The 13,677-nt window shown below is 43.0% G+C and carries 11 protein-coding genes; 6 read left to right on the top strand and 5 right to left on the bottom strand.

Going from position 1 to position 13,677, the window contains the following annotated elements:
- Positions 1-2: 2 nt before the first annotated feature.
- Complete coding sequence (locus JWG45_RS00740) at positions 3-506, bottom strand: NYN domain-containing protein (RefSeq protein ID WP_205277882.1); 504 nt, start codon at positions 504-506, stop codon at positions 3-5.
- 72 nt (positions 507-578) lie between these two features.
- On the opposite strand from JWG45_RS00740, the gene JWG45_RS00745 reads away from it, so the two are divergent.
- The 4 genes from JWG45_RS00745 (at position 579) to JWG45_RS00760 (ending at position 3,650) form a co-directional block, all read left to right on the top strand.
- Positions 579-1,469, top strand: a complete 891-nt coding sequence (locus JWG45_RS00745) for a hypothetical protein (protein ID WP_205277883.1) — start codon at positions 579-581, stop codon at positions 1,467-1,469.
- A 14-nt stretch (positions 1,470-1,483) separates the two neighbouring features.
- Positions 1,484-2,407 carry a patatin-like phospholipase family protein gene (locus JWG45_RS00750; protein ID WP_205277884.1) on the top strand — a complete coding sequence of 308 codons (924 nt, stop codon included), beginning with the start codon at positions 1,484-1,486 and terminating at the stop codon, positions 2,405-2,407.
- A 61-nt stretch (positions 2,408-2,468) separates the two neighbouring features.
- A complete protein-coding gene (locus JWG45_RS00755; protein WP_205277885.1) occupies positions 2,469-2,960 on the top strand; it encodes an Mpo1 family 2-hydroxy fatty acid dioxygenase in 492 nt (163 codons plus the stop codon).
- Between the two features lie 111 nt (positions 2,961-3,071).
- The gene (locus JWG45_RS00760) at positions 3,072-3,650 is read left to right on the top strand and encodes a TetR/AcrR family transcriptional regulator (RefSeq protein ID WP_205277886.1); all 579 of its coding nucleotides are present in this window, start codon (positions 3,072-3,074) and stop codon (positions 3,648-3,650) included.
- A gap of 2 nt (positions 3,651-3,652) precedes the next feature.
- Here the strand turns inward: JWG45_RS00760 and JWG45_RS00765 are convergent, their stop codons facing one another.
- Positions 3,653-5,305, bottom strand: coding sequence for a glycerol-3-phosphate dehydrogenase/oxidase (locus JWG45_RS00765; RefSeq protein ID WP_205277887.1), 1,653 nt, complete (start codon positions 5,303-5,305; stop codon positions 3,653-3,655).
- 147 nt (positions 5,306-5,452) lie between these two features.
- Here JWG45_RS00765 and JWG45_RS00770 point away from each other — a divergent pair, with 147 nt between their 5' ends.
- Positions 5,453-7,423 carry a PP2C family protein-serine/threonine phosphatase gene (locus JWG45_RS00770; RefSeq protein WP_205277888.1) on the top strand — a complete coding sequence of 657 codons (1,971 nt, stop codon included), beginning with the start codon at positions 5,453-5,455 and terminating at the stop codon, positions 7,421-7,423.
- Positions 7,424-7,513: 90 nt separating this feature from the next.
- Complete coding sequence (locus JWG45_RS00775; RefSeq protein ID WP_205277889.1) at positions 7,514-9,205, top strand: FAD-binding oxidoreductase; 1,692 nt, start codon at positions 7,514-7,516, stop codon at positions 9,203-9,205.
- 740 nt (positions 9,206-9,945) lie between these two features.
- On the opposite strand, the gene JWG45_RS00780 is transcribed toward JWG45_RS00775, so the two are convergent.
- The 3 genes from JWG45_RS00780 to JWG45_RS00790 form a co-directional block, all read right to left on the bottom strand.
- On the bottom strand, positions 9,946-10,713 hold the full coding sequence (locus JWG45_RS00780; RefSeq protein ID WP_205277890.1) for an enoyl-CoA hydratase/isomerase family protein: 768 nt from the start codon (positions 10,711-10,713) through the stop codon (positions 9,946-9,948).
- A 130-nt stretch (positions 10,714-10,843) separates the two neighbouring features.
- Positions 10,844-11,632 (bottom strand): LolA family protein, encoded by a 789-nt coding sequence (locus JWG45_RS00785; RefSeq protein WP_205277891.1) that lies wholly within the window; start codon positions 11,630-11,632, stop codon positions 10,844-10,846.
- A gap of 30 nt (positions 11,633-11,662) precedes the next feature.
- Entirely contained in the window at positions 11,663-13,672 is a 2,010-nt protein-coding gene (locus tag JWG45_RS00790) for a tetratricopeptide repeat protein (protein ID WP_205277892.1), read from the bottom strand.
- Between the last annotated feature and the right edge of the window lie 5 nt (positions 13,673-13,677).

Below are 13,677 nucleotides of genomic sequence, written 5' to 3' on the forward strand. Positions count from 1 at the left end.
GTTTATCTGCCCTTCCTAAATAAATTTTTCCAGTATTCCACTTCTTCTGAGCCCAGTTTTTTATCTTTGATTTCTTCATCGTCGGGCTCTACCTTCTTAGGAGAGATTTCCGCAAGAACCAAGGCCGCAAATTCTTCGGAAGAGATCGGATGAGCTCCCCATTTTTTTGCGTGAAAAAAAATCTCTTTGTCCGAACTGACGACTTGCACGTCCGAAGGCCGAGCTTGTGTACGAACAAACTCTTTGATCAAGTCGTCCGCCTTTCTTTCTCGACTAAAATACACATGCAGTTTTCCAAACGTTTCCTGATAAACTTCGCTAGCGATCTCTTTTTTGCCGTCGAAGAAAACGTGAAATGTTTGGCTTTTCTTTTTTTTAGAATACAACTCGATCCATTCCAAAACGATCGCTCTGGCTTTCCCGAGCTGATTCTGATACATCAATTCTTCCGTTTCCGGGAACTTATAAATCAGATTGAAACCGTCAATCGCCACTAGTGAAGACATGGAATTGTAGTGACCAGAATCCCATTCTCGTAAATACTGTAAACCAACCTTTCCAGGGAGATTATGAGTAAAATGGCTGATTCCGAACGTAATCCGGTCCGGGTCAACAAATTTAACGTCTGGCATTTTTATCTTTGGCTCCGCGCGTTACCGGGATCCGGTAGAGATCTGTTTCTTCTTTCTCTCGCCGCCTTCGACGTTCTTCTTCTTTTGATCTATAATTCTTATAAAGAATTTCTTCCCAAAGAACTCTATGCCTACGTCATCGGTTTTGACTTTTTTGTTCTCGTGATTTGGGGCGTGGAGCTCATCACAAAATTTAGAAAATCCAAAGACCCAGGAACATACTTTTCGATGAATTGGTACGAAGTCGTGGGTGTGATTCCCTTTTACTTTCTTCGTCCCTTTTTACTTTTGAGAGGAATCAAGATCCTGATCGCATTCTACAAGTTGGGTCAGTCCGGACAAAATCTAAGCGATATCGTAACGAGAGAAATCACGTTTCGTTTTCGGGACGTCATCGTGGATACGATCGCTGACGCCGTCTTTTTACATTCTTTGGAAAGAGTGGAAGAAGTGATGATCCGTCTCGACTACAGTCAACTCGCCAAACGCGCGTTTGAACTCCACCAAACTCAGTTTAACGCAAAGGTAAACGAATCTCTTCAATCCAAATTCTTATTGGGGGAATTGTCCCGAATTCCCTTTATGGGAGAAATTTCAAAACGACTCGGAGAGGATATTAGTACGATGATCACCGACGTTTTAGAAAACGAGGTCACGGGTGAGATCATGAAACAGATTACGGAAACCATTCTCAAAGAAATGGCGAATCACGTAAAAAAACTTCCGATCGAAAGAATCACACGTCCTCTCGAAGTCGAAAGCTCGTTACAGGAAACACAAACGATTCTCAAAAAAGAAGAAGAATCTCCTGAGACTTCGACCGAACCCGAATCGTAATCCGTCTATTCTTCATGAGTTCGATCCTAAGCCGCATCTCTTTTCCGTGGAATTCCACTTCCTATTCTCTTGCGATCGCAGGAGGAGGATGTAAGGCGTTTTACGGTCTTGGGGCCGGTCATTCGTTTCGAAAATGGGGATTGAATCTTTCTCAGATTTCGGGAGTCAGCGCCGGAGCCGCGATGGCGCTTTGTATTCTTTCCGAAAGAGAAGAAGAGAGCATAACGTATTTCGAGGAACTCGCCAGGAGAAATTCTAAAAATTTTCGTTTCCTAAATCTTTTCAAAGGATTGTCTCCGTTTCCTCACGAGAATATTACGAGAAGATCGATTCGTTATAGCCTCGATCTAAAAAAGATCAAAGAATCCTCCGTAAAAGTTTTTATCGGAGCCGTAAAAGCAAAACCGATCCACAAACTCAACGGAACAAAAACTTCAGTCTCTCGTTTGATTTCGCGAACGATGCAGGCTTACATCCGAGACGAACGAGACAAGCTCAAGGGAAGAACGCCGAACCGAGTTCAGTCGATCTTTGAGGAATGGAGTCTGGAGAATATCGTATATTCCGAAAAGGATCTCGTAGAACCCGAGACCGTAGAACAGATCCTACTCAATTCATCATCGGTTCCGCCCGTGGTTTCTCTTCAAAGAAAGAACGACGAATTCTTTTTGGATGGAGGGCTTACGAATAACTTACTTCTGGAATCCTTTTCCCCTTCTCAACCCAAAATCGGAATCTACTACGAAGACAGTACGATCCTCGGCAAGTCATCGGAGACTCTTAAAAATTCGTATCTTTTCAAACCCTCTCGTCCGATCGGAATCAGTTCCTTTGATTACACAAATCCGGTCGGGGTTCGAAAGGCCTTTGAACTCGGAAAGGAAGACGCAGAGAATCGGAAGAATGAGATTTTGGATTTTATTCAGAAGGTTCGATAAAAAACACTTGCGATTCTTTTTCGAACGTTTAAAATTTTTAACCGAGAGGAGTGTTTGATTTATGAAATCCGTAGAAACTTGGTTTGGCGAATACGCCGACAGTCACAGAAATCCAATCAATAAAAATATCCATTGGATCTGCGTTCCCTTGATTTACTTTACCGTTATCGGTCTTCTTTGGTCGATCCCGGTTCCTTCAATTTTTGAATCGGTTCCCTATCTCAATTTCGCGACCATCGCACTTGTGTTGGCTCTTGCGTTTTATATCCGGCTTTCACCGGCGCTTGCTTTTGGAATGCTGATTCTTACTTCGCTCATGATCTATTTGATCATCCTCTTGCAAGCGACTGTGCTTCCGGTGATGATCGGGACTTACGCGTATGGACTTGTCGATCTTTCGATCACAATTTTTGTCTTGGCTTGGATCGGACAGTTCATAGGTCACAAGATCGAAGGTAAAAAACCTTCCTTTTTCAAGGACATACAGTTTTTGATGATCGGGCCGATCTGGCTCTTAGGTTTCGTTTATCAAAAACTGAAAATCGCGTACTGATCGTTACAATCGATCTCTTCGGAACCGCTAAAACCAAATTTCTTGACCGGTGGAAGCGGTTCCATCATCACGTATACGAGTTGTGGATAAAAAATAGATCGAGGGATTCCAATGCCAAAGATAGTCAATCATGAAAAATACAAAATAGAAATTCTATCCAAGTGTGTGGATATCCTGGCACGGAGAGGATATTCTGCGGTTTCTATGAGAGAAATTGCAACCGAACTGGATGTTTCCACGGGAACTCTCTATCACTACTTCGCGACCAAAGAGGATATTTTTAAAGAATTGGTGAAGTTCGTTCTTTTAAAGGATATCGAAGAATTACAACTTTATTCCAAAGGAAATCCTGGTCAGACGCTCGAAACCAGAGTCGACTCTCTTTTTCAGATGATCCAAGCAAGAGAATCCTACTTTCAGAATCTACTCTACATCATCTGCGACGTTTCCAGACTCAAGAATCACGAAGAAGAAAAAGTCCTTATCGCCGATGCGATGAAAGAATACGTGAACATCATCACAAAACATCTCGGAGTCACGAATCCGACCTTAAATCGGATTTTGATCAGCGTTATCTTGGGAACCGTGGTTCAAAGAATCGTAGACGGAGAAGCGATCAGCCTAGGTGACACATCGGAAGTTATCAAAGATTTTATGGCAGTGATTCTTTCCAATTCCTTTACATTCTAAATTCAAAAGATCCGATAACGTTCCTGTACTACCTTTGTTTCTTTTTGAATCCGACTTGGGTTCCACTTTAGATTTTTACCGAGGGAACGAATCAAACGATTTGTTTCTTTTTCTTCAGGGAGCCCAGGAACTCCGACCCCGGATCTGCGAAAGAAAAAATCGGTCGCAAAACGAATGTCTTCTCTTCCCACGATAAAATTCAATTCGCACTCAAAGAATTTTTCTCCGTTTTGTAAGGTATAAAATTCTTCTTGAGAACCGCTTTTGGAAAGAATGGAATACGACTGGGATCCGTAACGAACGGCGACGGTCTCGATCAACTCACCTCTTAACTTCGGAAATTTTCGACTCAAATCGCTGATCAAAGAAGGAAGATCTGAATAGTCTCCAGTTGCAGGAGGAATGATCTCAGTCTCGCAGGCTCGATATTCTCCAGGCAAGAATTCCACCACCTTGTTTACCACCGCTTCGCCAACGGCTCGGCTCGTGGTATACTTACCTCCCATCGCCGTAAAAAAACCGGGGAAGCCTGCATCCTTATGATCAAAGATCTCCGTTTTACGGGACGCGTTGTAAGTGGAGGTTGTTTCGCTCGGATCTTCCACCAAAGGACGTAAACCTCCGTAATAAAAATCCACGTCCTTTAGCGTGAGGTCCGTGTAACCAAAGGAAAAGTTGACTTCGCTTAACAAATCTTCGATATCTTTTTTGGTGACTCGAAACGCATCCGGACTATCGGGATATTCCGTATCGGTGGTTCCGATGATGGTCTTATTTCTCCAAGGAATGATAAAGATATGAGTTCCGTCTTTCTTTTTGGTTACGATCGTTTTATCACCGCATATCTTTCTCGTAACGACGTGGATTCCCTTGGAGCGAACCAAATTTTTATCGGCGGGAACTCCCGCAAGAGATTCCACAAAATCAGCCCAAGGACCGGCTGCATTGACGATACATTTTGTCCGAAAGGAAATTTCCTTTCCGCTTAACTTGTCTTTGGCGACGACTTGATAGGTGGAATCGTTGTTGCGCGCGATCGAAACCACTTCGGTATAATTTTTTGCTTCGGCGCCCTTTTCTCTCGCGGAAAATATAAATTCGGAAGTATGACGTTCCGGGTTGAGGTTGAGATAGTCGTAGTAAAGATAGGAACCTTTCAGGTTTTCCCTTTCTAAAGTCGGGGATTCCATGATCGTTTGCTCTTTTGATAAAAAGCTATATTTCGGAATCAGACGGTCCGGAGAAATATTCTGATTGCGATCCCAGGACAATGCGTTGTACATTTCCATCCCGAGTTTCAAAACGATTCTTTCTACTTGAGAATATACTGGCACAAGAAAACCCATCGTCTGCACCGCGTTCGGGGTGATCCTGGCAAGTGTGGCCCTTTCTCGCAAAGATTCTCGGACAAGACTCAATTCGAAATTTTTTAGATAACGAAGACCTCCGTGGATCAGCTTGGAAGTCGCTTGACTGGTTCCGGACGCGTAGTCGTTTTTCTCCAACAAAACCGATTTCAGACCTCGTAAAGTGGCATCCCAAAGAACGTTTGCACCGGTAATTCCTCCGCCGATAATCAAAAGATCATAAACGGATGAGACGGAACTTTTAGAAGCGATCCATTCTGGGGAAGTGGACTTTGTTTTTTTTGCCATACCTGTATTGATTTTTTTAAAAATGGCACGGTCAATCGCTTTTAGACGGATTACAAAAAATCAAGAATTTTATAAAAACGAATCAAAGTATATAAATCCGAAAACTCTGATTGAAAAAATAGGAATTGAAGTAACCTTAGGGATACGATGCCCTTGACCAACACTGTCAAAAAGTATTTCCTACTTTTCTTTGATATTCATGAAGATAGAATCCGATACGCGAAAGAATATGTGGACGATCTCCACAGGCAAGCACGTCTTCTCCATTATCCTGGATCGATCATTGGAACTTTTGTTTGGTTGGGTTTTGCATTAGACACCGATCGGAAACTCCATCCTGAGTTTCCGGAACTTTTTTACTTTCGCATCGGGTTAAGTTTGCTGAGTGCTTTCTTTTTGATTTCGATCGCAATCGATAAATTCGCCGGCACTCGCCTTCGAGGAAAAGGATTGGAATGGGCTTACATTCTATTCGTTTACCTTTTAAACGTTACCGCTTTTTTTACGGGAAGAATAGCCGACGACCCAAATTATGTTTCCGGACTTCAAATCGTAGTTATGTCGATGGTCTTTATGCCATTTCCGAGAAAGGCACTGATTCTACTTTATTCTATTTCAATTCTTAGTTTTTTAACGGCGGTCTTTTTGTATCATCCGAATCTTTCTACCGATCAGGCTTCTTATTCCATGCAGAATCTTGCAATCAGTTATCTCCTCGGTTTTTTCAGCGGTTTTATCGTGGAACGATATCGATTTTCCAACTTTGTAAGTCATTTCAAAATTTTGGAGAAGAATCGGGAGATTTCCGAGAACATGGAACAGATCCAAGGGCTCAAGGAAAAACAAGACGGCGATTACTTTCTTACCTCTCTTCTTTTGGATCCGTTGATTGCAAAAAAAACCGAGACCGGCCCGATTCATATCGACTTCGCCTTAAACCAGTATAAAAAATTTAATTTTAGAGAAAAAGAATATGAATTGGGCGGGGATTATCTCAGCGCCTACGACTTGACGCTCCAAGGAAAAAAATTCAAAGCATTTATCAACGGAGACGCGATGGGTAAATCGATCCAGGGAGCCGGAGGGGCTTTGGTGTTGGGTGCGGTTTACAATTCAGTAATCATTCGATCTCGGATGGATCCGGATTCGGCGAATCGTTCACCGGAACGATGGCTGAAGGATTGTTTTACGGATCTTCAAAAAGTTTTCGAAACCTTTGACGGTAGTATGCTCGTGTCTGCCGTTCTCGGCCTTGTGGAAGAAAACACCGGAACATTATACTACTTGAATATAGAACATCCCTGGCTGGTTCTATACCGCGACGGAAAGGCTTCGTTTATCGATCCGGAAACCCATTTTTTTAAATTGGGCGTGGGCGGAATAAACGGGCAGGTTTTTGTCAAAGTTTTTCAGATGAAATTGGGGGATAAGATTTTCTGCGGTTCGGACGGTAAGGATGATCTTATCCTGGACTCAAACTTCGAAGGAAAAAGAAAGATCAACGAAGACGAGACCGAATTCTTACGAAGAGTGGAAGAAGCCAAAGGAGAGTTGTCAAAAATCGAGGATCTACTTCTAGCGGTCGGAAGTTTTTCGGACGACTACAGTCTCTTATCGATCCAATTTTCGGGTAAACCCACTCCCCAAATCCATCAGGATCGATTCTCCAAAGCCAAAAGGGCCGCTCTGTCGAAGGACTTCGTAGGAGCTCTTACAATCTATGAAGAGACAAGCGAGAAAAATGATCTTTCCTCCGAAGAACTCAAATTTTTCGCGAGACTTCTGGACAAAACCGGAAAAATTTCCCAAGCGCTTGCAAATGCGGTAGAGGCTCTCGCTCAGGATCCTGCGGACCACGAACTTCTCCTCTACACTTCTCTCCTTTCGAAAAGAAGTTATTCCCAAACCAAGGATCTTTCTCTTCTCCAAAAGTCGGAAGAACTGGGGGAACGATTTCGGCTTCGATTTCCGAATCACGTTAAGAATCTAATTCATCTTGCGGACGTGTATCGACTCCAAGGAAATTCGAGCCGAGCCTCCTTTTTGATCGAAAGGGCCGAACAATTGGAGCCTAAAAACGAGAGAGTCAAAGAACTCAAGGAACTGCTTCGTTCTTAAATCATTCAGAATTCTGTTGCGAAATCCAATCGGATCCAGATTCTTGTGCTTCGGACAGTTTTATCTTTCCTTCGGAGAATTAGAAAGAATATGTTTTATACCGAACTCAATGCAAAAATAGATTATTCAAGAGATAACTTGAGATGGAATGCTTGGGGCGCTTACGGCCAAGACTTTTTCAGAGTGGGCCAGATGCAGGAAATCCTGGCCTTTCTTTCCGACGAATTCAAGGTCACTGAAATTCGCAAAACCCCTCCCGTTGCTTTGGAGGAAATCACTCTTCCAAAATCCAATCTCAGCCCCGCGCAAATTCGAGAACTGAGTAAGATCTGCGGAACCAAACATTTTTCTACGGAGCGCAGGGAGAGGGTGTTTCATTCTGCGGGTAAAAGTTACTACGACGTTCTGAGACTTTCCTTTGATACTCTCAAACACTTTGTGGACGGAGTCATCTATCCCGGTAAAGAATCGGAAATCGCGAAAATCTTAGAATACTGTTCTAAAAATCAAATCACAGTCATTCCGTTTGGCGGAGGTTCTTCCGTTGTAGGAGGTTTGGAGGTTCTGAAAGGAAAGGGACAAAAAGCGGTTCTTTCCTTGGATACGACTCGAATGGATACGCTCGTTCGTTTGGACAAAGAAAGTCACCTTGCCACCTTTCAGGCAGGAGTTTACGGACCAAAATTGGAAAAACTTCTCAACGATCAAGGTTTTACGCTCGGACATTTTCCCCAATCCTTTGAATACTCCACTCTCGGAGGTTGGATCGCCGCGAGAAGTGCGGGACAACAGTCCAATCGTTATGGGAAAATCGAAGAAATTCTTACCTGTCTAAGAGTAGTAACTCCAACAGGCATTGTGGAAACCTTAAGAGACCCGGCCTCCTCCACCGGACCGGATCTCAATCAAATTTTTGCGGGAAGCGAGGGGCTTCTTGGCATCATCACAGAAGTGACAATCAAAGTTCATAAACTTCCCGAGACGAGAAAGTATTTTGGAATCGTATTTCCGAATTTTTCCTCGGGTCTGAACTTCATCAAAGAAATCAATCATAGGGAAATTCCAACTTCTATGATTCGGCTTTCGGATGCGAACGAAACTCGTCTGTATCAGACGTTAGGCACGCTTGGTAAAAAAAACACTCCTGCTCGCTGGTTAAAAAATAAGATCCAAAACGCGGTTCTAGGCTGGAAATCGATCGGAGAGGATAAATGTGTGATTCTTCTCGGAATGGACGGAACTAAAGAGGACGTTTCTCAGAACTTTTCCAAAATAAAAAAGTTGATTCCTAAGTTCGGAGGTTTGTATGCGGGAACTCATCTCGGAGAACAGTGGATTCATTCCAGATACAATATGCCTTTCTTACGCAATCACGTAATGGAGAATGGAATCGGCGTCGATACGATGGAGACCTCCACTACCTACGATCGTGTGCTTCATCTTCATAAAGAAGGTGTGGCCGCTCTTGAAAAATCGATTCCGGGTTCCATCGCGATGTGTCATATTTCGCATAGCTATCACGAAGGTGCCTGCTTGTATTACACGATTATATTTCCGATGGACTCGAAAAAACCCGAGGACCAATGGTTTAAAATGAAACGGACCGTTTCGGATTGTTTTGTCCAAAACGGCGCTCCGATTTCGCACCATCACGGAGTAGGTTTTGATCACAAGTCTTGGTATGAAAAATCAACTTCCAAACCAGCGCTCTTAGGTCTCAAGGCTTTCAAAAAGGAAATCGATAGAAAAGAAATCTTAAATCCGGGGAAAGTTTTTTACTGAGAATGCCGATCGTTTTAGAAAAAGGGGACTTCCTACAAACTTAAGAAGGTCCCCTTTTGCAAAACTTCGATTGCTTATCGCAATTGAACTGAATCTCAAAGGAAATTGTCGGAACTACGGCGGCTCTTCCGTGAAAGCGGGCGGCCCCGCCCTGATCTTGGGTGGTGGGGAGCGGTGGCGGGAAAAACTCCGGAAACTTTCCTCTATCACAAAATTCTAATTTTGCAACCACAAATCCCAGTGTAGGAACTCTTACAAAATACCTTGTCTCGGGACGATTCTTACCATATCTACTCTCAACTTGTGGGTAAGGTTAGGCTGAGGCGGAGAAGCCTCAATAATTCAATGGTCGGGCTTTTGTCGGAACTCCGACGGATCTTCTGTGAAAGCAGGCGGCCCCGCCCCGATCTTGGGTGGAGGGGTGAGGTGGCGGGAAAAACTCCGGAAACTTTCCTCTATCACAAAATTCTAATTTTGCAACCACAAATTCCCCTGTAGGAACTCTTACAAAAACTCGGATTGAGATCTTTGTTGATCCGAAAGAGTTTTCCAACTTGGGATCAACTGCTCCGACTAAAACTGTCTCTAAGAAAAGGTTCGTGTTGTATTTCCAGTCCGTCCTGTTTAGAGACAACCTTCTGTTCCCAAAATTTTATGACATTTAAACAATCACTGCGGACAAACACAAAAAAGCCGGCGTTTTCACCGGCCTCTTCTATTACTCTTTCTTAAATTAGAATTTACTGAAATACTGGTCTTCTTCTTTCAAGAATGGATTTCATTCCTTCTTGACCGTTTTTGGAAAAAACGGCGTTGGAAAGAAGAGTGATGTCTCTTTCCGCATTTTTTTCGGCAAACATCCGAACCGGATCCCGAAGCGAAACCTTGATTCCGATCACGGATTCGATCGCCATGTCCTTAAATTGTTCGCAGTATTTTCTGGCTTTCACCATCATTTCCTCCGTCGAAACCGCAACGTCGTCGATCAAGTCGATCTCTTTGGCTTCCTCGGCTTTTAGACCTTTTCCGGAATAAAGAAGATCTCTCGCTGCGTTGATTCCCACGGTTTCTTTCAACATAAACCCCGCAACCGAAGGAAAGTTGATTCCGATCTGGGATTCCGGAAAACCAAGACGTCCTTTTTTTTCCACCATCATTCTATAATCGCAAAAGATCGCGTAAACGGCGCCCAAACCCATGGAATGACCGTTCATAGCACAGACGATCGGTCTTTCAAAAAACAGAAGTTTAGAGGCGGTATCCAAAGCGAGGCGCAGAACGTCTTGGATCTGTTCTAAAGTTTTGCCAACAAAAATGTCAGGATTGAAACCGTTGGAAAAAAACTTTTCATTCTTGGAAGTCAAAATTACGGCTTTGATCGTAGGATCTTTTGCAATCGATTCGAGTTTTGCCGAAATCGTGCGAAAAAAATCCCCGTTCAAGGAATTGACTTCGTTGGTTTCGATATAAAGTTCCAGAATATGATTGTTTCTAATTTCGGAAAGCATACTTCGCTCCTAGTTCGATAAAATATAAATTTGCTACGCAGATTCCATAAATCAAAACCCTGCGTCCATTTGTCTAAAATTCTTCCAAACTGAGGGAAGAAAGAATGTTGTAAACCTCGATCTTTTCCTTTTAAAAATGAAATTTAGAATCCGGAATCGTCTCCGAGAGAGCGATCTTCTTCATTTTGATTTCGATCTTGTTTTGATCCAGATTCGTTTTCGGTTCTACAATTCTCGTAATCGTGATTTTGGGAGGAAACGAAACGATCCCCTGCACTTTTGTGATCGCCCTCAGATTGCTTTTTTTGGAAAGAAGCTCCACCGAACTGATTCCAAATTCCGTCATCCAAAACGTAATGTCTTCTCCCGGTTTCTTAACAAGAATTGCACGTTCGGAAAGATTAACGAACGTAGGATTCGTCCCTGCGAGTCCGGAACTATTGTTTGAAAGAAGAGAATACAAAACCGGAAACGGAATCGTGGATTGTTTTTTACCGCTCGGATCCTTGAACACGATATCTCCCATCGGAAGCGTCTGCGTATTTGAATTTGCGGTTTTGATCTGAATCGAAATTCCATCCGTAAAAACTCTCGAAACGATCATTCCGAAAAACGGATCCGAAAGTTCGATATACATTTTTCCGGACGGCCGATCATAATAGATCTTTCCGTCGGCGGAAAAACTTTCCTTCTTAGGAACAAAGTTCTCGATTCTCATGGAGAATTCTCCGGAATAGGAACTGTTTTTATCCTCGAGCTCTCGAATCGATTTTAGAATGCGCGCTGCGTCAGGATTTTTGGAGGATAAGAATTTTAAATTTCCCTTATCCGGAAACGAAATTTCTTCGATCTGCGGTGTTGTACAAGCGTAGAACATCAGCGCAAACATTAGAATTATAGAATGTAATTTTGGTTTCATCGATTTATAGGTTCTTTTTTGAATTTTTGATTACGGATTTACTGATCGAAGTGCGCTGTTCTGAAGTTTTTTATGAAGTCTATTTGTGTCTTCTTTCTTCTTAAAAAGTTTGAGGCTTTTTTCCCAGTAGGCGATCGCGTTTCTCATTTCGTTTTTTTCTTTGTATACGTCTCCGATATGTTCTAAAATCACGGGGTCTTCTTCTCCCTTATCCTTTAGAATCTGATACGCCAATTGAAGATGCAAAAGAGCCTCTTCCAAATTTCCCATCTTGAAAAAAATCCATCCGAGACTGTCTTGATAGGCCTCGTTATCAGGGGCCAACTCCACCGCCTTTTGGACAAGAGAAAGCGATTCCTCTAAACGAATTCCCTTTTCGGAAAGATAATACCCCAAATAGTTGTAGGCCATTGGACTCGTCGGATCGATCTCCATGGATTTTTTGAGATCGTTTTCCATCTCGTCCTGGTTCCCTAACTTCTCGTGAACGGAAGCGCGATAAAAAAAATAGATTCCGTTTCCGTGCTCTTTTTCGATCGCCGAATTGAATTCTTCCAAAGCCTCTTTGTATTTATCCTTGGAGGCAAGAACGATTCCTAAAAGATAGCGCGCATAGGACATCTCCGGTTCCGATTTCAAAACGTCTCGGATCAGATTTTCGGCTTCTCCTTTTTTGTTCGGAGGATCCGCACGGAGTAAATAAGCAAGATGCAGCTGAAATTTGAGTTTATCCGATTTTTTTTCTGCGAGCTCGACCGCTTTACGGGATTCTAAGATCGCACGATAGACGAAACCGGACTGTTCGTGGCAAGACGCCAAAAAATCGTGAATCTCCGCTTCGTTCCATTCGGAGGTTTTGTCGGAAATTTGACTCGCTCTTTGTGCTGTCCTTTCCGCGAGTTCGAACTGCTGCATTCCGAAAACGATTTCCGAAACCTCTCTAAGTTCCTTCAAATACTGAGGAGGATTTTTTTCCTTTTCGTAGACGTCGAGCATCGCCAGACGCACGGCGAGACGGGTCGGAAATTTTTCCTTTACGGGCAAAAGGATTCGTTTTGCATCGATGTATTTTCCGAGCATCACAAGATACAATCCTTCAAGAACGCTTCCCTTCGGAATTTTGGACTGTTGATTGAGAACATTAAAGTATTCGAATGCATAGGAACGGCTCTCGATAAAATACATCTCGGCGAGCAAATGTTCCACCGAAGAAAGATTCTTTTTTACCTTGAGAATGCGGTTGAGTTCTTTTCGAGCCGAGGCGAATTTTCCGAGTTGGTTCCAGATTCTCGCGAGAGTGAGTCTAGTGGAGATATCCGAAGGATTTTGCTGAAGATAGGAGCTCAAAAAATAGAGAGCTTTTTTTGTCTGACCTCCCGCAAAATACAATTCCCCCAAAGACTTATCCACATAGGATCTGTATTTCGGATTTCCTTCCCTGTTTCGAATGGAATCGCTGAGGGAAGTCAGATACAGAATCGCTCTCGGAAAATTTTTGAGTTCCTGATTCAAGGAACCTAAAAGATAGAGAAGATCGGAATCGTCCGCAAAACGGCTCAAGTTTGCTTCCAGATAGTCGCTCGCCTTTTGGTATTCCCCCATTCGAATGAGAACCCTCGCCTTCAAAAGATAAGCGTCTCGAAACAGAGGATCCGCTTGGATTGCAAAGTCGGCTTCCTTTTCAGCCGATTCGAACTGTCCCAATGCAAAATGTCCGTTTGCCTTGGCCACCCTGGAAACCGGAGAAACAGGCCGTTTGAGGTTTTCGGAACAACGAATGTATTTTTCGTAAAAACCTACGGATTCTTCATAAGCTTTTTTTGATTTTTCGTGGGAAGTTCCCTTGTTCGCTTCGGTTTGTTTTTCAAAGGCAAGGGATAAAAAGAATTCAGGCGCAACCTTGGATTGAGAATATTCACATTCTTCTTCCGAAAAAAGAGAGACCTGGAAAAACAAAAAACAAAAAACAAAGGCACAGTGAGTAAAAGAAAAGAAACGGGAAACGAGGGAGAAGCCGTTTTTATTATTTGCTTGATTCATTCGGG

Origin of the sequence: Leptospira ainlahdjerensis, from assembly GCF_016919175.1 — a bacterium.
In the GTDB taxonomy this organism is placed as follows: Bacteria; Spirochaetota; Leptospiria; order Leptospirales; family Leptospiraceae; genus Leptospira; species Leptospira ainlahdjerensis.